The organism is Sphingopyxis sp. A083, from assembly GCF_001468495.1.
GTDB classification, from domain to species: Bacteria; Pseudomonadota; Alphaproteobacteria; order Sphingomonadales; family Sphingomonadaceae; genus Sphingopyxis; species Sphingopyxis terrae.
This window is the reverse complement of the sequence record NZ_LNSK01000003.1, coordinates 192,859-218,084: the sequence shown is the minus strand read 5'-3', so window position 1 is coordinate 218,084 and position 25,226 is coordinate 192,859. Positions and strand designations below refer to the sequence as shown.

The 25,226-nt window shown below is 67.2% G+C and carries 17 protein-coding genes; 10 read left to right on the top strand and 7 right to left on the bottom strand.

Annotation, left to right across the window (positions count from 1 at the left end):
* Positions 1–252 precede the first annotated feature (252 nt).
* A complete protein-coding gene (locus ATE59_RS08355) occupies positions 253–870 on the top strand; it encodes a hypothetical protein (RefSeq protein ID WP_058812018.1) in 618 nt (205 codons plus the stop codon).
* 66 nt (positions 871–936) lie between these two features.
* Here ATE59_RS08355 and ATE59_RS08350 read toward each other — a convergent pair whose 3' ends face one another.
* Together ATE59_RS08350 and ATE59_RS08345 are read right to left on the bottom strand one after the other, a co-directional pair.
* A complete protein-coding gene (locus ATE59_RS08350) occupies positions 937–2,736 on the bottom strand; it encodes a sensor domain-containing diguanylate cyclase (protein WP_231737215.1) in 1,800 nt (599 codons plus the stop codon).
* A 91-nt stretch (positions 2,737–2,827) separates the two neighbouring features.
* Complete coding sequence (locus tag ATE59_RS08345) at positions 2,828–3,448, bottom strand: TetR/AcrR family transcriptional regulator (RefSeq protein ID WP_003039152.1); 621 nt, start codon at positions 3,446–3,448, stop codon at positions 2,828–2,830.
* 51 nt (positions 3,449–3,499) lie between these two features.
* Between ATE59_RS08345 and ATE59_RS08340 the strand changes: the two genes are divergently transcribed.
* Positions 3,500–4,942 (top strand): 8'-apo-carotenoid 13,14-cleaving dioxygenase, encoded by a 1,443-nt coding sequence (locus tag ATE59_RS08340; protein WP_058812016.1) that lies wholly within the window; start codon positions 3,500–3,502, stop codon positions 4,940–4,942.
* A gap of 144 nt (positions 4,943–5,086) precedes the next feature.
* Positions 5,087–6,106 carry a hypothetical protein gene (locus ATE59_RS08335; RefSeq protein ID WP_058812015.1) on the top strand — a complete coding sequence of 340 codons (1,020 nt, stop codon included), beginning with the start codon at positions 5,087–5,089 and terminating at the stop codon, positions 6,104–6,106.
* 138 nt (positions 6,107–6,244) lie between these two features.
* Here ATE59_RS08335 and rplL read toward each other — a convergent pair whose 3' ends face one another.
* Positions 6,245–6,619 carry a 50S ribosomal protein L7/L12 gene (gene rplL, locus ATE59_RS08330; protein ID WP_003039166.1) on the bottom strand — a complete coding sequence of 125 codons (375 nt, stop codon included), beginning with the start codon at positions 6,617–6,619 and terminating at the stop codon, positions 6,245–6,247.
* 56 nt (positions 6,620–6,675) lie between these two features.
* Positions 6,676–7,191, bottom strand: coding sequence for a 50S ribosomal protein L10 (gene rplJ, locus ATE59_RS08325; RefSeq protein WP_003039169.1), 516 nt, complete (start codon positions 7,189–7,191; stop codon positions 6,676–6,678).
* Positions 7,192–7,641: 450 nt separating this feature from the next.
* Between rplJ and ATE59_RS08320 the strand changes: the two genes are divergently transcribed.
* On the top strand, positions 7,642–8,208 hold the full coding sequence (locus ATE59_RS08320; RefSeq protein WP_003039172.1) for a PadR family transcriptional regulator: 567 nt from the start codon (positions 7,642–7,644) through the stop codon (positions 8,206–8,208).
* The gene (locus ATE59_RS08315; RefSeq protein ID WP_058812014.1) at positions 8,208–8,534 is read left to right on the top strand and encodes a DUF2218 domain-containing protein; all 327 of its coding nucleotides are present in this window, start codon (positions 8,208–8,210) and stop codon (positions 8,532–8,534) included. Before ATE59_RS08320 ends, ATE59_RS08315 begins: the two co-directional genes overlap by 1 nt.
* Before the next feature lie 67 nt (positions 8,535–8,601).
* Here the strand turns inward: ATE59_RS08315 and grxD are convergent, their stop codons facing one another.
* The 3 genes from grxD to ATE59_RS08300 are packed head-to-tail and all read right to left on the bottom strand — an operon-like array spanning position 8,602 to position 9,566.
* On the bottom strand, positions 8,602–8,931 hold the full coding sequence (gene grxD / locus ATE59_RS08310) for a Grx4 family monothiol glutaredoxin (protein WP_003039178.1): 330 nt from the start codon (positions 8,929–8,931) through the stop codon (positions 8,602–8,604).
* A 48-nt stretch (positions 8,932–8,979) separates the two neighbouring features.
* Positions 8,980–9,213 carry a BolA/IbaG family iron-sulfur metabolism protein gene (locus ATE59_RS08305; protein WP_058812013.1) on the bottom strand — a complete coding sequence of 78 codons (234 nt, stop codon included), beginning with the start codon at positions 9,211–9,213 and terminating at the stop codon, positions 8,980–8,982.
* Between the two features lie 26 nt (positions 9,214–9,239).
* On the bottom strand, positions 9,240–9,566 hold the full coding sequence (locus ATE59_RS08300) for a DUF1476 domain-containing protein (protein WP_003039183.1): 327 nt from the start codon (positions 9,564–9,566) through the stop codon (positions 9,240–9,242).
* A gap of 215 nt (positions 9,567–9,781) precedes the next feature.
* Between ATE59_RS08300 and ATE59_RS08295 the strand changes: the two genes are divergently transcribed.
* The 5 genes from ATE59_RS08295 (at position 9,782) to ATE59_RS08275 (ending at position 25,208) form a co-directional block, all read left to right on the top strand.
* A complete protein-coding gene (locus ATE59_RS08295) occupies positions 9,782–12,892 on the top strand; it encodes a CHAT domain-containing protein (RefSeq protein WP_058812012.1) in 3,111 nt (1,036 codons plus the stop codon).
* Positions 12,893–12,896: 4 nt separating this feature from the next.
* Positions 12,897–14,984, top strand: coding sequence for an adenylate/guanylate cyclase domain-containing protein (locus ATE59_RS08290; RefSeq protein ID WP_082657352.1), 2,088 nt, complete (start codon positions 12,897–12,899; stop codon positions 14,982–14,984).
* Positions 14,971–15,735 carry a hypothetical protein gene (locus tag ATE59_RS08285; protein WP_003039191.1) on the top strand — a complete coding sequence of 255 codons (765 nt, stop codon included), beginning with the start codon at positions 14,971–14,973 and terminating at the stop codon, positions 15,733–15,735. Before ATE59_RS08290 ends, ATE59_RS08285 begins: the two co-directional genes overlap by 14 nt.
* A gap of 177 nt (positions 15,736–15,912) precedes the next feature.
* On the top strand, positions 15,913–17,706 hold the full coding sequence (locus ATE59_RS08280) for a ShlB/FhaC/HecB family hemolysin secretion/activation protein (protein ID WP_058812011.1): 1,794 nt from the start codon (positions 15,913–15,915) through the stop codon (positions 17,704–17,706).
* 2 nt (positions 17,707–17,708) lie between these two features.
* Positions 17,709–25,208, top strand: coding sequence for a hypothetical protein (locus ATE59_RS08275; protein WP_058812010.1), 7,500 nt, complete (start codon positions 17,709–17,711; stop codon positions 25,206–25,208).
* Positions 25,209–25,226 lie beyond the last annotated feature (18 nt).

Here is a 25,226-nt window from a genome sequence, read left to right as displayed (position 1 = left end):
CGGACGGAAAGGTGTGAGGCGGATATAGGATCGGGGCCCGCCACTGTCAATTGTCGTCCCCCAATATAAGCTTTGCATCAGGCCCGCCGGCTCCATGACGTCGCCCCGCAGCGAATATTCCGTGCCGATTGCGCGCTGCGGCTCGCTTCGTCGCGGCTCTGCCACGGTTCGGCAGCTTTGGCATGGCCTTCGCGTCGCGGCATGCGTTCAAGGTCCATGTCAATCCGAAAACCACCAAGGAGAAAAGAAGCTATGCGCAAGATCGCAGGCATTGTCACGTCCCTCTCTCTCGGCCTCGCAATGGCCGCTGGCGCGCCGGCATTCGCGCAGGGCGCGCCCGCCGCGGCGCCGACCATCAACCTCGCGCCCGGCACGACGGTCTATGACTCGGCCGGCAAGGCGATCGGCCCGATTGCCAGTGTCGCCGACCCCAACGTCGTCATCACTGTCGATGGCAAGTCGGTCGCACTGCCCAAGACGTCGTTCATGGAAACCGACAAGGGCCCGGCGATCACGCTGACCCTCGAACAGCTCACCGCCTGGCTCGACCAGCAGGCCGCCGCCGCCACCGCGGCGCTGAACGCCGCGCTCGTCCCCGGCGCCGACATCCGCAGCGCCAAGGGCACCGCTATCGTTGGCAAGGTCAAGGTTGTCGAAGCCGACGCCGTCGTGCTGACGACCGCCGAAGGCGACATGCGCTTGCCGAAGTCGGCTTTCTTCCAGTCGCAGCAGGGTCTGGCCACGAGCTTCACCGCCGAGCAGTTTGCGGCGGCGATTGCCGAAGCCAAGGCTGCAGCGCAGCCCGCGGCGACCGCCGAAGCGGCAGCCGATCCGGCGCCCGCGGAAGCGACGGCAAAAGAAGCCAACTGATCGCAGCGCGATTGGTTAAAGGTGGGCGCGAGGGACATCCCTCGCGCCCTTCTTTTTGCCCGCGGATCAGGCCGCCATGCGGAGCCGGTTGCGCCCCTCGCGCTTGGCGAGATAGAGCGCCTTGTCGGCGCGGTGGAGCAATTCCTCGACGCTGGTGTCGGCAGCGTAGGCCGCGAGGCCGATGCTGATCGTGACATGCGCCGGCCCTTCGGCATCGACATCGGCCTTTTCGATCGAAGCCCGAATGCGCTCGGCGACCAGTTCCGCCGACCGGGCGCTCGGCCCCTGAAAGATGCACACAAATTCCTCGCCGCCATAGCGGCCGACGACATCCTCTTCGCGCAGCGTAGCCTTCGCGCGCTGCCCCACCCAGCGGATGACCTCGTCGCCCACTGCATGACCGTGACGATCGTTGATCTGCTTGAAATGATCGATGTCGAAAATCGCCACTGCGAGTTGCGTCCGCCCCTCGCCTGCCGCCAGCAAGGCGCGATTGAGCAGCGCGAGTGTCGAGCGCCGGTTGGGCAGCCCAGTGAGCATGTCGGTGTTCGCCGCTTCCTCGGCGATGCTGCGCGCGGCTTCCAGGCTGCGGGCATTTTCGACCGTTGCTGTGACATCCTGCACTGTACCGAAAATGCCGACGCTGCGCCCGCCGCGCCCGCGCTCGATCGAACCGTGCGATTTGACATAGCGTATCGCGCCGTCGGCGCGGATGATCCGTCCCTGATATTCGAAGGGTTCGCCGGTGCGCACCGCCTCTTCCAATATCGCCCTCACCGCGGGCTGATCCTCTTCGACATATTGCTCGACGCTGGTCGTCACGCTGACCGGCGCGCCGGGTTCCAGCCCGTGGATGCGATAGGTCTGGTCCGACCAGTGAATCGTCCAGCGCATCAGATCGACGCGCCAATGGCCCACCAGCGCAGCCGCTTCGGCCTGCACCAGCCAGCGATTGCTCTGCTCGAGCCGTTTGGCGAGCCGGCGCTGGACGACGAGCGATGCAGCGAGCGGCAGCGCGGTCGACTGAAGCGCGAGCAGATAGAATTGCAGGAAGAAGACCTGCTCCTTGACGCTGGCCTCCATCGCCGCGACCGGCCCGTGCCCCTGCCCGGTCAGCCAGGCCGCGATGCCGGCGATGATGAGCATGCCGGCCGCGGCGCCGAACGGACCGACGCGATAGGCGGCGACGATCACCGCGATGACCGGAAGGAATGTCGCCGGAAAATGCGATTGTTCGAAGCTGACCGCGGTGATCAGCGCCGCAAGCGCGAGCACTGCGATCGCTTCGATCTTCATGCGCATCGTCGCATTGTCGAGCGCTTTCGACGCGACAAGCCGCGTCAGCATGATCAACGGCGGCGCCACGATCAGCATGCCGAGCGCCACGGTCGTCATCCACGAGAGGAAGAAGTCGAGGCCGATGCCGCCGAAAGCCAGCATCGTACCGCCCCCCGCGATCAAGGCACTGGCCATGCTGGCCGCGATCACCGCAAGGCAGAAGCTGGCGACGGCGCGCGGCACCATGAACGAGAGGTCCTCGCCCTCGCGGCGGCGAACGATCCAGAAGGCGAGCCCCGCCTCGACCGAATTGGCGAGCGTGAAAATCGCCGCCATCAGGAAGGGCGCCCCGCTCAGCATGTTCGCGGCAAGGCTGGCCGCCGCTGCGGCGCCGATCGCCGCCGGTCGTGCGCGCCCCGGCATCAACAGCAGCAACGCCAGGAAATAGCCGCTCGGCGGCCAGATCGCGGCGATATTGTCCTCCCCCTTCGTCGTATGCAGCGACAGGCTGGCGAGCATGAAATAGCCAAGCGCCATCAGCAGCGACCAGAACGTCGCTTCTACTCGTGGGGGGAGTGTCCGCGTCATGCCCGTTATCTGGCAAAAACTGGAAAACAAATGGCTAACATCGCCACCTGTTTAGCCGGGAACGGGCGCGAAATCTCTGCAAATCATCGCGTTAGTCGAACCCGCCGAAAGTCATTGCGACGACCTGTTCGACCCGCGCTTCGTCCCATTCGATCCGGCGGTCGAGAATCAGCATTGCCAGCCCGTGCACCAATGACCAAGCGTGGAGCGCCGCGACGTCGGGCGCATCGAGCTGCGGCAGCGCCTGCGACACCCCGACGCGCAGCAGGTTGAAGGCGGTTTCGCCGCCATCGGTCCCCGCTTCGCGATAGCGTTCGGGCATCTGGCGCGTGAAGCTGAGCCGAAAGATAGCGGGGTCTTCGTGCGCAAAGCGGACATAGGCGATACCGATCGCAAGAAAGCCCGCCTTGCCGCCGCCCGCCTTGAGCCACGCCTGCGCCTGCAACGCCCCCAGCCGCCGCAATCCTTCGTCGGCCAGCGCGTCGAGCAGCGCCTCCTTGTCGGGGAAATGCCGGTAAAGCGCGGTGGCGCTGACGCCGACGTCGCGCGCCAGCGCGCGCAGGCCGAGTTCCGCATCGTCGCCCTCGGTCAGCCGCTTCATCCCGGCGGCGATCACCGCAGCGCGCAGGTCGCCATGATGATAGCCCTTGCCACGCGGCGTCGCCACCGCATCGACATTTTCCATGTTGACACTGTTATCTTCGTCGATCATGTTTGCACTGTAAACATCGCGAGTCGGTCGCGCAAGCGAAAGGAGAAGGGCATGGCGAGCAATATGGAAACGCTGATCCGCGGCGCGGTCACCAAGGGCATCGGCAAGGTCGCCGATTTCAACCGCAAGCGCCTGCCCCGCCCCACCGAAGCGCATCCCTATCTGACCGGCATCCACAAACCGATGACCGAGGAATTGACGATCGAGGCCCTGCGCGTCGACGGGGACATTCCCGCGGCGCTTTCGGGGCGTTATCTGCGCAATGGCCCCAACCCGGCTCTCCCCCCCGATCCCGCGAGCTACCACTGGTTCACGGGCGCCGGCATGGTCCACGGGCTGCGCATCGGCGACGGCAAGGCGCACTGGTATCGCAACCGCTGGGTGCGCGGGACCGAGGCGTGCGCAAAGCTCGGCGAGCCGATCCCCCCCGGCCCGCGCACCGACGGCTTCGATGCCCCCAACACCAATGTCGTCGGATTGGCGGGACGTACCTTTGCGATCGTCGAGGCGGGCGGCAAGCCTGTCGAGCTCGACGATCAACTCATGACGATCGCCCATAACCCCTTCGATGGCACGCTCGTCGGCCCCTATACGGCGCACCCGCATCATGACCCGCTCACCGGCGAGACGCATGCGATCACCTACCGCGGCGACGAAATGAACAAGGTCTGGCACGTCGTGCTCGACGACAAGGCGCAGGTGATCCGCGAGGAAGCGGTCGCAGTGAGCGACGGTCCGTCGATTCACGACTGCGCTATCACCGAACATTACGTGCTGGTGTTCGATCTGCCCGTCACCTTTTCGATGAAATCGCTGCTCGCCGGCTATCGCTTTCCCTATGCGTGGAACGAAGCCCATCCCGCGCGGGTCGGCCTCCTCCCCAGGAAAGGCCGTGGCGACGAGGTGGTGTGGGTGCCGGTCGATCCCTGCTATGTCTTTCACCCCGCCAATGCGTTCGAAACCGCCGACGGCAAGGTGGTGGTCGATGTCGTCGCGCACGACACGATGTTCGCGCGCTCGACGCGCGGCCCCGACAGCGAACGGTCGCGCATGGAACGCTGGACCATCGATCCGGCGGCGGGGACGACGACGCGCACGGTTCTACACGATCATCCGCAGGAATTTCCGCGCTACGACGAGCGCCTGACCACCCGCCCCTATCGCTATATCTACAGCGTCGCCATTCCGGGCGGTGACGCGGTCGAAATGGCGATCGCCGATACCCGGCTGTTCCGCCACGATCTGGAAAAGGGTGTGACCGAGGCGCGCGATTTCGGTCCTGGACGCCACCCCGGCGAGTTTGTCTTCGTCCCGCGCAGCGCCGCCGGGGCCGAAGATGACGGCTGGCTGATCGGCCTGGTGGTCGACATGACCAACGAGACCAGCGAGCTCGTCATCCTCAACGCCGACGAATTTACCGGCGCGCCGCAAGCGGTAATCCATCTGCCGCACCGGATCCCGCCCGGCTTTCACGGCAATTGGGTCGCTGACTGAGCCGCGGCGCGGCGGCCGGCCGCAACCCCGACTCGGTTCGCCGACGCGCCGAATCTTCGTCCAATCGCCGGGCCGCCACGGCTCGTCGTGAAAAGCGCTGTCATTTGGCAGCGCTTTTCACGCGCGGTTCGTTTTCCTTTCACTATGACGAAGAAGCTCCCCCTCCTCCGCCCTGCCACGAGCGCGATGGCCGCGTTCCTGGTCCTGCCCACCCCGGCCGCCTTTGCGCAGACCGCGCCGGCCGAAACCACGCCCCCCGCGATGGCGCCCGAACCCGTCGCGCCGCCGGTTGTGATGGTCCCGCCGGTCGCCGCACCGGCTCCGCAGACGACGCAGCCTGCGACGACCGCACCTGCGCCGGTCATCCGCGTGCCGCTCGACGTCGCGCCCCCCGCTACCGAAGCAACGCCGAAGGTGGCGGAGCCGCAGGCCGAGGCGCTCCCCGCGCCGCGCGCCGAACGTCAGGCGAAAGCCGCACCGGCCGAGCGGACCAGCGAGCCCGCCGCAGCCCCGGCCAGCCCCGCAACCGAACCAGCCGCACCGGCTACCGCAGCCGCATCGACGCTCGCCGAAGATAGCGCACTGACGCCGCCGCTCGCGGCGCCGGTTGCCGAACCGGCAGATCCTGTGGTCGCGCAGCCCGCCGATGCCGGCGGCGACGCCTTCCCCTGGGAAATCGCAGGCGGTGCCGCAGCGCTGCTGCTCGCTGGCGGCGCAGCGTTCGCGTTGATGCGTCGCCGCCGCGCCGACTTAATTGTCGAGGAAACGCGCTACGAAGATGGGCCGGTCGCGGCCCCTGCGCCCGAAGCCTATCGCGCGCCCGTTATTACGGTGCCGCCCGCCAAACCGCGTTCGACGCCCGCATTCGCCACCGCGCCGCACGGCAGCATGGGCCGCCATGAGGCGCTGGCCATGGCCGGCCCGAGCGAGGACAATCCCTTCCTGACGCTCAAGAAGCGGCTGAAGCGCGCGCGCTTCTATGACCGCCGCGAACGGATGGACTATGATGCGCTGCTCGCTGAACAGAAGGATATGCGCCGCCAGCCGGCCAGCGCGTGGGACATCGCCCAGCGTCCCGAACCGGCCCCGGCGCAGCAGGACGTGCATCGTCCCGATATCCGCCCCGCGCGCCCGGGCCTGCGCCCCGGTTTCGCCAAGGGCTGAGCCAGAGGCTGACTAGCCGCGCGCGCCAAGTTTGTTCGTCGCGCAAGGAAAAAGGGCGGCGCCGCAAGGCACCGCCCTTTTTCTTGTCGCCATGGTTCCGCCGGGAACCGGCGGAAACCGCTGCGAACGACAGCGAACTTACTTGAGTTCGACGGTCGCGCCGGCAGCTTCCAGCTTCTTCTTGATGTCTTCGGCTTCGGCCTTGTTGACACCTTCCTTGACAGCCTTCGGCGCGCCTTCGACGAGCGCCTTGGCTTCGCCCAGGCCCAGGCCGGTGATCGCGCGGACTTCCTTGATGACGTTGATCTTCTGACCACCGTCGCCGGTCAGGACGACGTCGAACTCATCCTTTTCTTCAGCAGCCGGAGCGCCAGCGCCAGCAGCCGGAGCGGCAACAGCGACAGCAGCGGCGGCCGAAACGCCCCACTTTTCTTCGAGCATCTTCGAAAGTTCAGCAGCTTCCAGAACGGTCAGCGCCGACAGGTCTTCAACGATCTTAGCAAGATCAGCCATTTTCATTCTCCATCAGAACCGGGATAGCCCGGTGAATTGGTAAGGGTAGGTAGGGTTTATGCCGCTTCCTTGGCGCCATAGGCACCAAAGACCCGCGCCAGCTGACCAGCCGGGGCTGCCGCAATCTGGGCAACCTTGGTGGCCGGAGCCTGAAGCAGGCCGATAAGCGTGCCGCGCAGCTCGTCGAGCGACGGCAGCGAAGCGAGCGCCTTCACGCCTTCCACGTCGAGGACCACATCCCCCATGCCGCCGCCAACGATTTCAAGCTTGTCGTTGGTCTTGGCAAATTCCACGGCGATCTTCGCAGCCGCCACCGCATCGGTGGAAGCGGCAATAGCCGTGGGACCGGTCAGATAATCGCTGATGCCGGTGTAGGGCGTGCCTTCGAGCGCGATCTTGGCCAGGCGGTTCTTCGCGACCTTGAAGCTCGCGCCCGCGTCGCGCATCTGCTGGCGAAGCACCGTCGACTGGGCGACGGTAAGACCAAGGTTGCGAACGATCACAACCGAAGCCGCATTCGACAGCGTAGCGTTCAGCGAGGATACGGCATCGGCTTTTTGAGCACGATCCATGCCTGTTTCTCCACTCTGTGCCCGGATGCGCGCAACAGGGCGCGCCGCCAGGCGGCTAACGAACGCAAAGGCCAGAAAGGACGCATCCCGTCTGTCCGTTGCGTGGCGATGTCCGATGGGGTCGGTCAAGCCGCGGGCGCCTGGATACAGGCGGGCGACCGAAAAAGACTGTTCCCCGTCTAGGCTGGAAATTAAGCGGAGCAAATCCCCCGCACCAACTGTCTCGGACGGAATTGCCAGGATCGGAACCCTGACAACACGGGGGCGCCTAATAGCGGCGAGCCGCAGCGAGTCAAGGGAAATAGCCGCTCCGGCCACAGAGCGCTCGCGCACAAAATCGCAAAACCCCTTGCGCAATTTTATTTAAGATATATCTTAGAGCTATCTAAAAACAGTCTGAAGGATTAAGACATGCACTTTCATGGACATAGAGGCGATCGCGGATGCGGCATGCGCCATGGCATGCGACACGGCGGGCGCGGATTCGGACCCGGCTTCGGCCGCGGGCGCGGCTTTGGCGGCCGTCACGGCCACGATGACGAGGGCCGCGGCCGGCGTCGCCGGATGTTCGACAGCGGCGAACTGCGCCTCGTCCTGTTGCGGCTGATCGCCGACGAACCGCGCCACGGCTACGACCTGATCCGGCGGATCGAGGAACTGACAGGCGGCGCCTACGCGCCCAGCCCCGGCGTGATCTACCCTACCCTCACCTTGCTCGACGACATGGGCCAGATTGCCGCCGCCGACAGCGAGGGCGCCAAGAAGCTCTTCGCGATCACGCCGGAGGGTCAGGCCGAACTCGACGCCAATGCCGCGCTCGTCGACGAACTGCTGGCGCGGCTGGCGGAAGTCGGCGATGAGCAGCAGCGCACCGACAGCGCTTCAGTGCGCCGGGCGATGGGCAATTTGCGTGCCGTATTGATGAACCGGCTGCGCGACCGCGAGCTCGACGAAGCCACGCTCCACGAGATTGTGGCGCGGATCGACGAAGCGGCACAGAAGATCGAGCGGCTTTGATGGAGGCTCAGACGACCCATACCGCCACCGCGCAGGTCCCCACGGCGCATGCGAGCAAATATCTGCAGCAGCTTTGCAAGCATTGGCAGCATAATCTGGCGGTCGCCTTCACCGCCGATCACGGCACCGTCACCTTTCCGCGCGACGCGCGCGGAGCGGACTGGCCCGGCGACGGGCTGGTCACCTTCGACGCCGGCGAAGCCGCGCTGTCGGTTCGCATCGATGCGAGCGCCGAAGGCCAGCTCGAGGCACTGAAGGGCGCGGTCGCGCGTCATCTCGACCGCTTCGCCTTTCGCGAAGCGCCGCTGCGTGTCGACTGGCAATAGGCAAGGTCGAGCCGGGCGCGCGGTCTATACCGCCGGCCCGGCCGGTCAGCCGATGGTCTGCGTCATGTCAGTCGGCGCGCGCGGGAAGACCGTTGACGAGCTGATGCAGCTCACCGGCTTCCCACATTTCCATCATGATATCGCTGCCGCCGACGAATTCGCCCTTCACATAGAGCTGGGGGATCGTCGGCCAGTCCGAAAATTCCTTGATGCCCTGCCGGATTTCCATGTCCTGCAGCACATCGACGCTAGCATATTCGACGCCAAGCCGGTCGAGCATCGCAATGGCGCGCGACGAAAAGCCGCACTGCGGGAAAAGCGGCGTGCCCTTCATGAAGAGCAGGACGGGATTGTCGGCGACCAGCTTGGCAATGCGGTCGTGAGTGGCTTCGGTCATAACAGGTCTCCGGCACGGGCGCGGGCGCGCCGCATTGGGGTCATACCCCTATGAAGGGATGGCGGTGGTCAATTGCAAGGCGTGAAGTTCGCCGCCCATGCGCCCACCAAGCGCCGCATAGACCGCCTTGTGCTGCGCGACGCGGCTCAATCCGCGAAAGGTTTCGCTGACGATATGCGCCGCATAATGATCATTGTCGCCGGCAAGATCGGTGATCGTCACCTCCGCGTCGGGAAGCGCCGCCTCGATCATCGCCCGCAAATCGGATTCGCGCATGCCCATGCCGGATGTCCTGCCTGGTTCCGCGATCAGTTCTGCGTGTCGATGAACTGGCGGCGCGCCTCGGCCGTCTTTTCGTTGAGCATCGAGCGGATTTCGGCGTCGCTGATCTCGACCGCGGCGGCGGTCAGGTCGCCAGCCAGCTTGCGGATCACATCTTCGTCGCCGGCCTCCTCGAAATCGGCCTGCACGACCGCCTTGGCATAGGCGTCGGTTTCCTCGGGCGTCAGCCCCATGCGCTCGGCGGCCCATTCGCCGAGCAGGCGGTTGCGGCGTGCGGTGATGCGGAACTGCACCTCCTGGTCGCGGGCGAACTTCGCCTCGAAAGCCCGTTCACGATCGTCGAATCCGCTCATTTCACCCTCTTTTGGAAATTGACCCTGTCGGGATGGCAGATAGGTGGCCGCGCCCCGGCGCGCAAGCCGCCTGTGCGGCAGATCACTTCCCTTTTCGCCACAAGGGGTTTAGGGTCCGCCGCAACGGGAATGGGTCGTACCGCAGCAACAGACTGCGCCTTGCCGCCAACCAGATGGCCAGGTGCCCGATGCCGTGACCCTGGGGGAATATCGTGATGACCGTACGACCTGCGTTTCGCCTGTCCTTGCTGGCGCTGCTCGCCACATCGGCGCCTGTCCCGGCCTGGGCGCAAGGCGAAGACCCGACGCTCCGCGACAGCTTTTCGATCGGCAGCCAGGGCGGCTCGCTGTGCGAGGTGCAGGCGACGGTCCGCGACGCCGTCGTCAAGGGCATGTTCGACCGCGCCTGGGTGATCGTGTGCCGCGACGCGAGCCAGCCCGTCGGCTATATCCGCGCGCTGCGTGCCAGCGAAGCCGACGCGGCGCAGCGGCTGGCAGCGGCGCGCGATCCGGACATCGTCTGCGGGGCCGACGGTCGCTGCACGATCAAGGGCAGCAGCGTCGAATGGGCGAGCCGCATCGAAATGGACGGCGCCACCGCATACACCGCCGAAGGCTTTGCCGCTTATGGCGACGCGCTGACGCTCGCGCTCCAGTCGATCCGCCAGCACAAGGTCGCACCGGGCGTCATCAAGGTCGCGACCACGTCGGTCGGCGGCGGCGACGAAGGCTTTGCGCGCACGCTCGCCGGGACGATCGACCTCGACCGGGCGCTCGCCGAAGGCTATCGCCGCAACCACAGCGGCGACTATGCCGAAGCGGCCGAATTTTTCGAAGCGCTGTCGCGCCGCACCGCGAACGATGCCTCCACCGGCGACATTGATCCTAGCGAATTCACGCTTAACCGCGCGCTTCAGAAATCGAACCTCGGCGAATTTGCCGAAGCCGCGCGCCTGTTCGCCAATGTCGATGCGATCCCGACGAGCGATCCGGTGCAATTGCGGCTGCGGCGCAATTTCCAGGCGATCGATGCGCTCAACCAGCGCGACTATGCGCGCGCCGCCGAAATCCTGCAGCGGCCGGTGCCGCCGACCACCGCATCGATCGAAGCCGCCGACGGCAGCGTCACGCTGACCCCTGCGATCACCGCGGGGGTCAACAGCGGCAGCAACGCCCGCGCCATCCGCCAGACATCGGACAGCGAGCGTCTGAGCCCGCTCGAGCGCGCGCAGATCATCGACGCACAGGCGACGCATCTGCTCGGCACCGTCGATCGCCTCCGCGGCGATGCGAAGACCGCCAAGCAGCTCCAGCTCAAGGGTCTGACCGACGCGCTGGCCGTGCGGCAGGGGCGTGTCACTTCGATCGTCCGGCTGCGTTCGCAGATGCTCGGCGAGCTTGCGCTGACCGAAGAGGCACTGGGCGACATGGGCGCGGCGGATGCGCGCTTCCGCGAATCGGTCGATGCGCTCGCGATCGAATATCCCGAAACCAATGCGCTCGCTTCGGCGCGCGCGCGCTACGCCGCCTTCCTGACCCGCCAGGGCCGCGACGACGAGGCGCTCGCCCTCTATCACGCGGTGGTAAAGGCGCTCGCCGACACGCAGCGGTCGTCGACCGGCATGGCGAATATCATGGCGCCCTATTACCGCCTGCTTGCGGCACGCGCGCCGACCGATCCCGCCGCCGTCGCCGATTTCTTCGTCGCCAGCCAGCTCCAGGTTCGTCCCGGCGTCGCCGATACGCAGGCTGTGCTGGCGCGCGAACTGTCGGGCGGCGACGGCGACGGCGCCCGGCTGTTCCGTCAGGCGACGACGCTCAATCGCGACATCGAACGCGCGCGGATCGAGGAAGCGCGCCTGATCCAGCTCCCCGCGACCGGCGAGGTCGTCGCACGGCTCGCCGATGTGAAGACACAGATCGACAATCTGTCGTTCCAGCAGGCCGAAACCGTCGCCAAACTGTCGGCGTTCCCGCAATACCGCGTCGTATCGTCGGGCAAGCTCGATCTCGGCGAATTGCAGCAGGTACTGCGCCCCGACGAAGCCTATCTGAAGATGCTCGTCGTCGGCGACGCCGTCTATGCGATGCTGATCGAGCCGGGCAATGCGCAGCTCTGGCGCGCCGACATCGACGCCGACGGCCTGGAAAATGCGGTCGATGCGATCCGCTCGACGATTTCGACGGTCGAAAACGGGCGCCGCGTCACTTATCCGTTCGACGCGGCCACCGCGCGCAAACTCTATGTCCAGCTGTTCGGCCCGGCCGCCGATCACCTGCCGGCGATCAAGCACCTTGTCTTCGAACCCGATGGCGCGATGCTGAAACTTCCCGTCAACCTGCTCATCACCTCCGACACCGGGCTCGCCGCCTATGAACAGCGGGTCAATGATCCCGCCGCCGACCCCTTCGACATGCGCGGCATCGCCTGGCTCGGGCGCTCGACCCGGCCGAGCACCGCGGTATCGGCGCTCGCCTTCCGCAACGCGCGCCAGGCGCCGCCATCGACCGCACGGCGGCAATATTTCGGGCTTGGCGAAAATCTGCCGCTCGCCGGCGGCATCCTGCCCTCGCTCGGCACCCGCGGTGCGGCGAACGACAGCGTCGACGGCACCTGCCAGTGGAGCGCCTCGCAATGGGCGCGCCCGATCTCTGCAGCCGAACTCGTGACCGCTAGCAGCACCATCGGGCGCGACAGCTCGACCCTGCTCACCGGCGGCGCCTTCACCGATACCGCGGTCAAGGAGCGCGGCGACCTTAGCGACTATCGCATCATCCATTTTGCAACCCACGGCCTCGTCACCGCGCCGAAGCCGTCCTGCCCGGCGCGCCCCGCACTTGTCACCTCGTTCGGCGACAAGGATTCGGACGGCCTGCTCACCTTCCAGGAGATCTTCGACCTGAAGCTCGACGCCGACCTGGTGATCCTGTCGGCCTGCGATACCGCAGGCGCCGCCTCGGTCGCCGCCACGCGCGAGGCCGGCGTCGCCAGCGGCGGCGGCAGCGCGCTCGACGGGCTCGTCCGATCGTTCATCGGCGCCGGGGGGCGTTCGGTCATCGCAAGCCACTGGCCGGCGCCCGACGATTTCGACGCAACCAAGCGGCTGATCGGCGGCTTGTTCGCCGCACCGCAAGGCGAAAGCGTCGCCGATGCGCTGTGGACGACGCAAAGCCAGCTGATGAACGACCAGCAAACCTCGCATCCCTATTATTGGGCCGGGTTCGCCATCATCGGCGATGGTGCGCAGCCGCTGCTGCACGGCCTCCCCACGACGACCGCAGCCGCACCTGCCACCGGAGTTTCGACCGGACGCGCGGCGCGCTGACCCGATGGCCGCGAGCATCGCCCCGGACGCCGCGCCCGACGCAATGCCGGCCGCCAACGGCCCGGCGACGATCCCGCTGCGCAAGCGGGTCCGGCGGCTGGTCATGCAGCTCGGTCCGTCGCGGATGGCGGCGACGATCCTGTTCCTGATCGTCGCGACGCTGTTCGCGCGCTTCAGTTGGGACATGCCGCTCGTCAACGATGCCGAACGCGCGCTCTACGATGCGCGCGCGACCCTGATGGCACCGCATGTCGCGCAGGATCAGCGCATCGTCATGATCACCTATAATGACGAAACGCTGTTCAACACCGGCATCCGCTCGCCGCTCGACCGGACGCTGCTTGCGCGCGCACTCGCCAATATCGACCGCATGGGCGCGAAAGCGATCGGCATCGATATCGCTTTCGATTCGCCGCGCCCCGACGACGATCTGCTCAAGACGCAGTTGCGCGCCATGACGACGCCGACATGGCTCGCCTATGCCGAACAGGCGAGCAATCCGAACACCATCTTCTACGAACAGCAGAGATTCCTTCAGTCCTTCATCGCCGACGTGCGCACCGACAAGACCCGGCCGACGAGCGTCCTGTTCCGCACCGACGGCGACGGCGTGATCCGCCGTTGGCCCGACCGGCCGAAGAATCTGCCGCCGCTGATGGCGAATGCGCTGGCGCCGGTCGACGCCGCCCACGCCGATTATCAGGGCAATATCCGCTTCCTCCTGCCCGCCCGCGCCAATGCCGGACAGGAGGAGCCGGTCTTCGCCAACATCCCGATCGACACATTTGCGGTGCCGATGGACGATGAAATGCTCGCCGGCCTCGCCGAGCTGGTGCGCGGACGCTATGTCCTGATCGGCGGCGACATCATCGACAACGACCAGTTCAACACGCCAATGAGCCGCTTTGTCGATCCGATCACCGGGCTGCACGAAACGATGATCGGGCTCGAAGTTCATGCGCATATGCTGGCGCAGCAACTCGACGGCGACTGGCCAGCGCCGGTGCCGGGGCCGTCGCTGTGGGTGCTGGCCATCCTCGTCGTCGTCGCCGGGGGACTGACCAGCCTGATCGACATGCGTGCGCGCTGGGTCGCGCTCGCCTTTCTGGGGCAGCTTGCCTTCTTCGTCGCCTTCCCTTTCTGGCTGCACCGCCACGGCATCGACACGACGACCCTGCCCGCCTTCGGCTGGGCGGTCGGCTGGCTGCTCGGCTATGCCGCGGTCGGCACCGCGGCGCGCACCATCGGCTCGCGTCAGCGCGCCTTCGCGCAGTCGGCGCTCGGCAAATATCTGCCTGTCGATGTCGCCGCGCAGATCATGCGCGATCCCGACCAGCTTTCGCTGCACGGCGAACGGCGCAACATCTATTGCGTCTTTACCGACCTCGAAGGCTTTACCAAGCTCAGCCATGCGGTGACGCCGGAGACGGTGGCCCGGCTGCTCAACGAATATCTCGACCGCCTGTCGGACATCGTCCTCGAACATGGCGGGACGATCGACAAGTTCGTCGGCGACGCGGTCGTCGCCTTCTGGGGCGCGCCGATCAGCCGCCCCGACGATGGCGCGCGCGCCGCGGCGGCGGCGGTCGCCATGTACCAGGCGGGTGAAGCCTTTCGTGTCGATATGGCGGAGGGCGTGCCGCCGATCGGCATGACGCGCGTCGGCCTGCATGTCGGCGACGCGATCGTCGGCAATTTCGGCGGTGAGGATCGCATCCAATATACCGCGCTCGGCGACAGCATGAACACCGCCTCGCGGCTGGAGGCGGCGAACAAGAGCCTGAAGACCGGCGTCCTCATCTCGGCCGAAGCCGCCGAGCGCTCGGGGCGCGACGATCTGGTGCCGATGGGCCGCGTGACGCTGCGCGGGCGGGCGCAGCCGGTCGACGTCTTCACCCCGCGCGCCGACCTCAGCCCCGATCAGCGCGCCGCGATCGCCGCGCTGGTTGCCGCGCATGCGGCGGGCGATAAAAAGGCCTATGTGACCTGCGCCACAGCATTGGCGGCCGAATGGGGTAAGGATTTGTCCATCATGTTCCTGATCGAACGCCTGAACGATACCGACAAGGGAGAAAGCTATGTCCTTTCCTGACTTCCGGACCCGCCGCCTGGGCCTGACCACCGCCGCAGCCGCCATTGCCTTCGCGGTTGCCGGCACCGCCGCAGCGCAATCGATGGTCGTGCGATCGACCGGTCCGTCGGCGTCCAAATATCCGACCGGCGCAAAGCTGAAGGCCAGCGACAAGCTGACCCTCGTGGCGGGCGACAAGATCGTGCTGATGCAGGGCGGCAAGACGCGCACCCTGTCGGGGCCCGGCACCTATGGCGCCAGCGGCCCGATCCAGTCGAACCAGACGATGGGCAGCGCGGTGACGCGGATGCTCGCCAGCGGCCCGTCGATGCGATCGCGCGGCGGGTTTTCGCGCGGTCCCGACGAACCCAAGCCCGCCGAACTGCGTGCGCCGAACCTGTGGTTCATCGACTATCGCGAAGCCGGCACCTTCTGCGTCGCCGATCCCGCGACGCTGATGCTGTGGCGCCCCTATATGGACACCGACGAGCTTCTGAAGATCGAACAGGACGGCAAGACGCAGACCGTTGCTTTCGTCGTCGGCGCCAATTTCCGCAAATGGCCGTCCGATGCGATGCCGGTCAAATATGATGTCGATTATCGCCTGTCGGGCGGTGGTCTCAGCGCCCCCGTCACCATCCGCTTCAAGCCGATGGGAGAGGTGCCCGCGACCCCCGACGCGTCGGTCGATGCGCTGATGGCAAAGGGCTGCACCCCGCAGCTCAACCGGCTCGTCGACACGATGGCGGAAGCCGAAGCGAGCGGCGGCTGAACGCACGGCTGGCGGGCATTGAAGGGGCCGCGCCGGTCTGATATTTGTTGCAGACTATGCGGCCGGATAGAGCCGCAAGTCCTTTCCTTGGGTCGATAAATTGGTCTAGCTGCCCGTGGGGGCGGCAGGATCGCTGGAGCGCGTTCGAAAACGCCTGCGCTCGGGGTTGGGGGTAATATGACGGTCAAGGGCGACAGGACAGGTTTCGGTGCGGCGCTCGCCGGTTCGGTGGCGATCGCCGCCTTGATGGCGCCGGCCGCCGCATCGGCGCAAAGCGCGCCGCCGGTCCCGACGCGCGAGGAAATCGACCGCAGCGCGCCGCCGCCGATCGCCCCCGCGGGCGAGCGCGTCGTGTCGGCCGACGACAGTATCGAACACGCCCCCTGCCCCCTCGCCGCGCCCGAATTCGCCAATGTCCGGGTGACGCTGCGCAGCGCCGAATTCTCCGCCGCGCCGGGGATCGACACCGCCATGCTCGCGCCCGCCTGGTCGGACAAGGTCGGCCAGGATCTGCCGATCGCGGTCGTGTGCGACATTCGCGACCGCGCCGCGACGCTGCTGCGCGCCAAGGGCTATCTCGCCGCGGTGCGCGTCCCGCCTCAGACAATCAGCGACGGCATCGTCCGCTTTGACATTCTCTCGGCACGCCTTGCGCGCGTCGAAGTGCGCGGCGATGCCGGCAGCAACGAGCGGCTGCTGCAACGCTATCTCGCGCATCTCGACGATGCGCCGATCTTCAATGTCGAGGATGCCGAGCGCTATCTGCTGCTCGCGCGCGACATCCCCGGCCTCGATGCCCGGCTGACCTTGCGTCCCGGCAATGCGCCCGGCGAAGTGATCGGCGAGGTCACGGTCACGCGCACGCCGTTCGCTTTCGACGCCAATATCCAGAATTTCGGGTCGCACGACGTCGGCCGCTGGGGCGGCATGGTCCGCGCGCGCGCCGCCGGCCTGACCGGCTTGGGCGACCTGACGACCGTCAGCCTGTATTCGACCGCCGATTTCGAGGAGCAGCAGGTGCTGCAACTGTCGCACGAAATGCGTGTCGGCGGCGAAGGTCTGCGGCTTGGCGGCAGCTATACCTATGCATGGACGCGCCCCGATGTCGCGACGCTGCCGCTGAAATCGCATACGCAGATCATCAGCCTGTTCGCCGGCTATCCGCTCGTGCTGACGCAGGCGAAGCGAATTCAGATCGGCGGCGGGCTCGACATCATCGATCAGGACATCGCCATCGGCGGCGTCCCCCTCAACCGCGATCGCGTGCGCGTCTTCAACCTTCACATGGATGGCAACTGGACCGATCCGGCATCGATCGCGGGCCGGCACGGCTACACCCCGGCCGAGCCGCGCTGGGCCTTCGGCGCCTCGCTCGAAGCGCGCCAGGGCGTCGATTTCCTGGGCGCCAGCAAGGACTGCGGCCCCGGCGGCACGGCCTGCTTCCTGCCCGGCGCGGTTCCGCTTACCCGGATCGAGGCGAAACCCGATGCCTTCGTGCTGCGCGCCAACGCACAGGCCGACTGGCGACCGACGCCCAAATTCACCCTATCGGTGGCGCCGCGCGCGCAATGGGCGAGCGATCCGCTCGTCGCCTATGAAGAATTTTCGGGCGGCAATTTCACCGTCGGACGCGGTTTCGACCCCGGCACGGTGATCGGCGACAGCGGCGTCGCGGTGACGACAGAGGCCCGCTACGGCTCGTTCGTCCCCGCCAATACCAAGGCGCTCGCCATCCAGCCCTTCGCCTTTTTCGATGCGGCATGGGTCTGGAACAAGGACAGCAGCTTCAACGGGCTGAATCCGCAAAAGCTGTTCTCGGCCGGTGGCGGCGTGCGGCTTGCCTACGGGACGCTCGGCCGGCTCGACATGACCGTCGCCGTGCCGCTGAACCGTCCGGCGCTGATGGCGCAAAAGCCCGACCCGCGCTTCCTGCTGTCCCTGACGACGCAATTTGGTGTGAGGGCTCGTTGATCATGCAATTCGAACCGGAAACGATCGCCATGCGAAAGACCGCAAACACCGGCATTCCCGCCGCACGCTCGGCGAAGCGCCACTTGTTGCAGGGCTGCGCAATCGCCGCGGGCCTTGCCGCGCTTGCCTATGGCGGGCCGGCGCTGGCGCAGGTGCAGGCGAACCCCGTGTTCGTCAATGTCGGGATCGGCTCTTCGGTGTCGAGCAATGCGGGTACCAAGACGACAACGGTCACCGTCACCCAGAATCAGAGCATCATCAACTGGGTGCCCACCGACACGGCACCGACCGGCGGGGCAATCGACCTCCTGCCCGCCGACAGCACGTGGAATTTCAACGGCAACGGCAATTATGTCGTGCTCAACCGCTTCGTGAACGGGTCGGGTGGATCGCTGAGTCGGCAGATCGCGCTGAGCGGCGCCATCAACAGCACCGACACCGCGACGGGCGCGACGGGCGGCAGTATCTGGTTCTACAACGCCGGCGGCATCCTGATGAACAGCGGCAGCGCGATCAACGTCGGCAGCCTTCTCCTCACCGCCAACGATATCGACACGACCGGCGGTCTTTTCGGACCGGGGGGCGAAATTCGCTTTCGCGGCGCGTCGGGCAGCACCGCCGCGATCCGCATCGACGCAGGCGCCTCGATCACCGCCGACATGGGCGCGGCGGGCGGCAGCTATGTCGCGCTCGTCGCCCCACGCATCGTCCAGGACGGCATCGTCAACGTCAACGGGTCGGCGGCCTATGTCGCCGCCGAACAGGCCGACATCCGCATCAATGCGGGCCTGTTCGACATCAACGTGCTGACCGGCGCCGAGGGCGGTCAAGTCATCAGTCACAGCGGCGTTACGACGGGACCGGAGCAGCAGGTCAGCGGCGGCGCCCAGCGCATCTATATGGTCGCCATTCCCAAGAATGACGCCGTCTCGATGCTCGTGTCGGGCCAGATCGGCTATCAGGACGCCGTTTCGGCGGTGACCGATTCCGACGGCGCCGTCATCCTGTCGGCGGGCTATAATATCACCGGGGGCGCGATCGACACGGCACCGGCGAACAGCGTCGGGGCCAATATCACGGTCAACGACACGCTGTTCCGCAGCAACACCATCGCACGCGCGAGTGGCGATTTCCTGGGCCAGCCCATCGATACGATTCCGCCGGTCGGCGGAGCCTTCGTCCCGCCGCCGCAGCTCGGGCGAATCCTGGTCCAGGGCAATGCCCTGTTCGAAGGCGACAACAGCGCGACGATCAACGTCGGCGCGGTTCAGGCGGTCGGTGCAACCGGTCAGTTCATCGTCCGTTCGAAAACGGCCTCGGCAATCACCGTCGACGGCGGACAACTCGCCGCGGGCACCGACATCCTCGTGACGGCCTCGCGCGATGCCAATAACGTGAACGGCGTTGGCGAGGGCGGCAATGCCAGCCTGACCGTCCTTAATGGCGGCGGCGTTTCGGCGAACAGCGTGACGGTCAGCGCGCGCGGCCTGGGCGGATTTACCGACGGCGGCGACGGCGGAACCGGGATCGGTGGAACCGCCAGCGTCAGCGTCAGCGGCCCCGGCAGCACGTTGAATGTCGGCTCGCTGATCGTCGATGCCGGCGCGCTCGGCGGCGGCGCCTATGTCGGGCAAAGCGGCCCGACCGTCACCGACGACAGCGGCGACGGTCAGGGCGGAACCGCCACACTCGACATCTCCGACGGCGCCACGGTTCAGGTCAGCAGCCTTGTCCGCGTGACCGCCGACGGCCAGGGCCAGACCGGCCTCGTCCGCTCGGGCGACGGCACGGGGGGGACGGCGCGGATCACCGCCGGCGGGCCTGGCACGACCTTCGTGTCGAGCTCGACCGACGTCAATGCGCAGGGTTTCGGCGGCGGAAGCCAGTCGAGTTCGAGCGGATCGATCTTCTCCGCCTCCGCCGGAAACGGCGCCGGCGGCACCGCCTCGTTCAACGCGAGCGGCGACGATTCGACCCAGATCGCTCCGGGGAACCTCTATCTGTCGGCAAGCGGCCTCGGTGGCGGCGCCAATGCGGCCACGGGGCCGCAGGGCGGCGACGGCACCGGCGGCGACGCGTCGGTTTCGGCCGATGGCGCCTTCACCCTCGATCTCAACTCGCTGATCGTTCTCGCCAACGGCGAAAATGGCGGCGCCTCGAGTTCGGGCGGCGATACGGGCGTCTCGGGGGACTCGCAGGGCGGCACCGTCAGCCTGTCCGCAAGTAACGGCGCGACGATCGCCAGCACCTTCTATATCCAGCTCGACGCCGGCGGCATCGTTTCGAGCAGCGAGAATATCGGCAACGGCCAGGGCGGCGGCGTCCGCATCGACGCGACGAGCGGCGGGTCGATCACCACCGACGGCATGCTGCAGATGACCGCCGACGGCGGCAGCTTCGGCGGCTTCACGGTGGCGACGAGCGGCGGCACCGGCGACGGCGGCAACATCCTCATCAACGCCGACGGCGGATCGGTCGGTGCCGACTATTATTATCTGACCGCCAACGGCAGTTCGGCCAATTCGGCGGGTGCGACCGGCGCCGCACAAGGCGGCAACATCGACCTTTTCGCCCGCGGCGGCGGTAGCATCAGCGCCACCGACCCCAGCCAGTTCAGCAGCTTCAATGCCGATGGGCAGAGCGGCTACAGCGTCGGCGGTGCCAACGGTTTCGGCGGCTTCATCGGGCTTCACGCCGACGGCGGCACGATCGATCTTGCCGGAACGATCCGGCTGTCGATGGGCGGCTATTCGGGCGGCAACACCGACCCCGCCGGTGGCGCGATCCCGGTGGGCCTCGGCGGCTATGCGCTGATCGAGGTGCTGAACGGCGGCACGATGACCCTCGGCGATTTTGCGGCCGATGCCGAGGGGCGCGGCTATGGCAATGTCGAATCGCCCGGCGGAGCGGGCACTGGCGCGGCCAATGGCGTCGGCGGCGATGTCGTCGTCACGCTGAGCGACGGCACGCTGAGCGCAAGCCGCTTCGCCCTGTCGGCCAACGGTTTCGGCGGCCAACCCGGGTCCGGTAGCGGCACCGGCCAGGGCGGCACCATCAGCTATACGCAGACCGGCGGCGATGCGAGCTTCGGCGACATGTCGATCACCGCCAACGGCTATGGCGGTTCGACGCTGACCGGCACCGGCAACGGTATCGGCGGCACCGCGACCATGACCCTGTCGGGCGGCAGCTTCGGCGCATCGACCGCAGCCGCCTATGCCGAAGGTTTCGGCGGCGAAGGCAGTTATGGCTACGACGATTTCTCGAACCCGGTTCAGCCTGCGGGCAATGGCGGCGATGGACAGGGCGGCACCGCGACGATCGTCATCGACGGACCGATCGCGATCGATACCGGCACGTTGGCGGCCTATGCGGGTGGCCGCGGCGGCAGTGGCGGGGATTTCAGCAGCATCGGCGTCGCGGTCGGCAACGGCGGCGATGGCGGCGCGGGTACGGGCGGTCAGGCATCGATCACCATAACCGACGGATCGATCGACACCGGCGACCTGATCGCGGACGCTGGCGGAATCGGCGGCAATGGCGGCAACAGTTACGATTCGGGCAGCTTCGGCGCCCCTGCGGGTATCAGCGTCGGCGGCCGCGGCGGATCGGGCACCGGCGGGACGGCGACGATCAACCTCGCCTCGGTGGTCGGGGTCGCGGACACGCTGACGGCGCGCGCGGCGGCGTCGGGCGGGCTTGGCGGCTATGGCTCGGTCGGTAACGACGGCGGCGCGGCGACGGGCGGCCTTGCCCAGTTGATCGTGACCGATTTCGACGCCGGGCCGCTCGGCGTCGTGCTCGACGCCACGGCGCTCGGCGGCGGCGGCGGAACCGGCTATGACGGCGCGGGCGGCGACGGCGGCGCGGCAACCGGCGGCACAGCGCGCGTCGAGGCGACCGGCGCCAATGGCGCGGCCTCGATCACCCAGGCCAACTTCCTGGCCAGCGGGACCGGCGGACGCGGCGGCGACGGCAATTCCACCTTCTTCCTCGACACCGTCGGACCCAATGGCGGCAACGGCGGCGACGGCACCGGCGGCACGATCGAAGCCGTCGCGAGCGAGAATGCGACGCTCACTCTCGCCGGCGCGAATGGCGGGCCGGTCACGCTGGCGAGCGGCGGCACCGGCGGCGCTGGCGGCAACGGCGCTTTCAACGGTGAAATACCGGGCAGCACCGGCGGCGATGGCGGCGATGGCGGGGCGGGCTCGGGCGGCGTCGTCCATCTGCTTGCCAATGGCGGCACGGTCAGTTCGGCGGGTGCGCCGGTCAACATCAGCGTGGCGGGCACATCGGGCAACGGCGGCATGGGCGGCGACGGCAATGTCGACGCGGGCGGCAACGGCGGCAATGGCGCAAACGGCGCGATCTTCGCCGACCGCGGCGGGCGTATCGTCATCGAGGCGCTGGCAACCCAATCGGGCCCCGGCGCGATGGACCTTGGCGACACGACGCTGGTCGCAAGCGGCGCGCTCGCTGGCCGGATCGAGATCCGCACCGACGGCACGATCGACTTCGCCAGCCTCGATGCCGAAACCTACGGCATCTCCGATCCGACGAACAATGACACCGACGTTGCGACAAGCGGTATCTTCGTCGCGACGACCGATGGCACCATCAATGTCGGCGGCAACGCATCGCTGCGCAGCGACGGTTCGGTCGGCGTCTATCGGCAGGCCGCAGGATTGTTCGACATAACGGGCAACCTGACCATCGAAGCCGGCGACCAGATCGATATCCGCCACGATTTCGGCGAAGGCACGCCGCCGACGATCCGCACCGGCGGCGATTTCACTGCGACCGCAGGATCGAGCATCAGCGGCGCCATCGGCTCGTTCCTGGTTGCGGGCGGCGACCTGTCGCTGACCGCGACCGACGGCCCGATCGGCGTCGATCGCCTGCAGGGCAGCAATATTTTCCTGACCGCAAGCGGTGCGGGATCCGTCGAACATGCCGAAGCGGACAATGATTTCATCGCCAGCGCGGCGAGTTTCCGCACCGGGCTCAATTCGATCATCACCGGCGGCAATATCATCATCACCGCGCCCGGCGCGGTCGACCTCGGCAACTCCACTGCCGGCGGCTATGTCTCGGTCGACGGGGAATCGATCCAGTTCGCGAACATCGGCGCGGGCGGCTTCGTCACGCTCAACGCCTCGGGCACTGCGCTTGGGGCCGAAGGCATCGCCGGCGGATCGATCGACGCGGGCAGCTCGATCAACCTCTCCGGCAACAGCATCGCACTCACCGGCCCCGTCACTGGCGCCGGGCCGCTGTTCGCGACCGGCACCGGCGGCGCGGTAAGCATCAGCGATGCCGATGTCGCGGGGTCGATCGTCGTCGCCGCGGTGGGCAATATCAGCGGTAGCTATGTCTCGGGCGGCGACATCCTGCTCACCTCAGACGCCGACATCAACGCATCGGCGACGGCCAATGGCGGCTATACCGATCCGGCAACCGGCGCGATCGCCGACGGCAATGTTTTCGCCGATGCGGCGGGCAACGCCACGCTGACCGACAGCGGTGCGGCGCGCATGTTCGGCGTCAACGCGGGACAGGCGGCGACCGTCACCAATGCGACCGCCGGCGAGGATCTGCTCGTCCTTGCCGGTACGACCGCCAATCTGACCAATGTCACGGCGGGTGACGACATCGACGTCCGCGCCACTGGCGCGATCATCGCGAACGGGCTCGACGCGACCGGCGCCGGGCTCGACGGCTTCACGATCAACTATGTGCCAGGCAACGGCTTTACCATCGGTCAGGGCGAAGGCACGTCGAGCATCGACGGGTCGGACATCGATATCACATCGTCGGCGGCCTCGATCGACGCCACCAACCTTTCGGCGGGCGACGATATCCTGCTGTCGGCGGCGACGACGATCGCCGTTGACGGCGGCACGACGCTGGGCCTCGGCATCACCGGCGGCGACAGCAGCATCCGCACGCAGGGAGGCGATACGGTCCTCACCAACCTCGACGCGTTCGACGACATCGTCGCGACTTCGGCGGGTGCGATCAGCGGCGACGCCATCGCTGCGGGCCGCAATCTCGCGCTGACGGCCGTCGATGCCATCGATTTCGGCGCCATCACCGTGGGCGGGACGACCACCCTCACGAGCAGCGGCGGCGCGGTCGGCGTCGATGCGCTCAACGCCGCCGGGCCGATCACGGCAAGCGGCGACAGCATCGACATTCGCGGCGGCGCGATGCAATTTGCGTCGCTTACCGCCAATGTCGGCAACGCGCTGATCCGCTCGACCGGCAATCTTTCGATCGCAAGCGGCAGCGTGGCGGGCAGCGCCGATCTCGCGGCGACAGGCGGCAGCATCGCCCTGACCGACCTGTCGGCGGGCGGCGACCTCAACGCGACCGCAAGCGGCGCCATTCAGGTGGATGGCATCGTCAGCGGTCCGCGCATCGCGCTAGCGTCGAACGACATCGTGATTGCCGGACAAGGCCGCGTCGGGACCGCCGGCACCACGCAGAGCCTGACGCTCACGAACAATGGCGCCGCGCCCACCTTCGTCGGCGGCAACGGCACACAGAACGGCTATCACGCCGACGCGACCGAGATGACGCGGCTGTTCGCGACGAACATCATCGTCAACGCGCCCAACGGTGCAGCGGCGACCGACCTGATCGTCGACAGCTTCACGCTGGCGGGCAATTCCAATCTGGGCGCGGCGGGCTCGCTGACGCTGCAGACGCCCGGGCGGGCACGCGTGATCGGCGCGGTCGAACTGACCGGTCTGACGAGCGCGAACCGGCTGACGCTTTCGGGCGACGATCGAGTCGAGATCATTCTGGGTCAGGGCAGCATCCGTCTTTCGGCTAATGGCGCTCCCGAAGGCGTGCTGGATCTGCGCGGAAACGATATCTTCGTCGCCACCGCGGCGGCCATCACCGATGTCGAAGCAGCGACCTCGACCAGCGCGATCGACACGCGCCTCGCACAGAATGACGGCGTCACCAGCGACGAAGGCGCTTTGTTCGCCGGCGGCATCAACGTCACGACGTCCCGCAGCTTCTATGTCCAGAACAGCGGTGCCGGGACCGACTACGCACAGCGGCGCGGGCTGACCTTCGCCGCGGGCGGGCTGAACGTGGATGCGCCCTCTTCGGGCGTGCGGATCGTCATCAACGGCGTCCGGCTCGGCGCCAACGGGCAAGTCACCGGGCTCGACACCATCCCGTTCCTCACCGTCAACGGTTCGGCCCCGACCAGCGGCACGATCGACATGCGGTCGACCTTCAACGGGTGCCTGATCATCAGCACCGGCGGCTGCACCTTCGTCGATCCGGGCAATCAGTTCCCCGTGCAGGATGTCGTCGAGGACGAGGTTGGCGGCGATGAGGACGGCGACGGCGGCGGCACCGGCCTGCCCGTGCCGCTCATCACGATCCGCGGCATCGATCCGCTGAGCGGCGCGCCGCTGCTCGACGATCCGGTTACCGGCGCGGGCAACGACGATCTGTGGACGCCAACGACGCCCTGACGCGCGTGTGCACAGTTG

Bases quoted from the DNA above. Each gene is read 5' to 3' on its own strand.
- ATE59_RS08300 (WP_003039183.1), bottom strand. From the start codon at position 9,566: ATGAGCGGATTCGACGATCGTGAACGGGCTTTCGAGGCGAAGTTCGCC.
- ATE59_RS08275 (WP_058812010.1), top strand. From the start codon at position 17,709: ATGCAATTCGAACCGGAAACGATCGCCATGCGAAAGACCGCAAACACC.
- ATE59_RS08290 (WP_082657352.1), top strand. From the start codon at position 12,897: ATGGCCGCGAGCATCGCCCCGGACGCCGCGCCCGACGCAATGCCGGCC.
- ATE59_RS08345 (WP_003039152.1), bottom strand. From the start codon at position 3,448: ATGATCGACGAAGATAACAGTGTCAACATGGAAAATGTCGATGCGGTG.
- ATE59_RS08305 (WP_058812013.1), bottom strand. From the start codon at position 9,213: ATGGGCATGCGCGAATCCGATTTGCGGGCGATGATCGAGGCGGCGCTT.
- ATE59_RS08355 (WP_058812018.1), top strand. From the start codon at position 253: ATGCGCAAGATCGCAGGCATTGTCACGTCCCTCTCTCTCGGCCTCGCA.
- grxD (WP_003039178.1), bottom strand. From the start codon at position 8,931: ATGACCGAAGCCACTCACGACCGCATTGCCAAGCTGGTCGCCGACAAT.
- rplL (WP_003039166.1), bottom strand. From the start codon at position 6,619: ATGGCTGATCTTGCTAAGATCGTTGAAGACCTGTCGGCGCTGACCGTT.
- ATE59_RS08350 (WP_231737215.1), bottom strand. From the start codon at position 2,736: ATGACGCGGACACTCCCCCCACGAGTAGAAGCGACGTTCTGGTCGCTG.
- ATE59_RS08280 (WP_058812011.1), top strand. From the start codon at position 15,913: ATGACGGTCAAGGGCGACAGGACAGGTTTCGGTGCGGCGCTCGCCGGT.
- rplJ (WP_003039169.1), bottom strand. From the start codon at position 7,191: ATGGATCGTGCTCAAAAAGCCGATGCCGTATCCTCGCTGAACGCTACG.
- ATE59_RS08285 (WP_003039191.1), top strand. From the start codon at position 14,971: ATGTCCTTTCCTGACTTCCGGACCCGCCGCCTGGGCCTGACCACCGCC.
- ATE59_RS08315 (WP_058812014.1), top strand. From the start codon at position 8,208: ATGGAGGCTCAGACGACCCATACCGCCACCGCGCAGGTCCCCACGGCG.
- ATE59_RS08335 (WP_058812015.1), top strand. From the start codon at position 5,087: ATGACGAAGAAGCTCCCCCTCCTCCGCCCTGCCACGAGCGCGATGGCC.
- ATE59_RS08320 (WP_003039172.1), top strand. From the start codon at position 7,642: ATGCGCCATGGCATGCGACACGGCGGGCGCGGATTCGGACCCGGCTTC.
- ATE59_RS08295 (WP_058812012.1), top strand. From the start codon at position 9,782: ATGACCGTACGACCTGCGTTTCGCCTGTCCTTGCTGGCGCTGCTCGCC.
- ATE59_RS08340 (WP_058812016.1), top strand. From the start codon at position 3,500: ATGGCGAGCAATATGGAAACGCTGATCCGCGGCGCGGTCACCAAGGGC.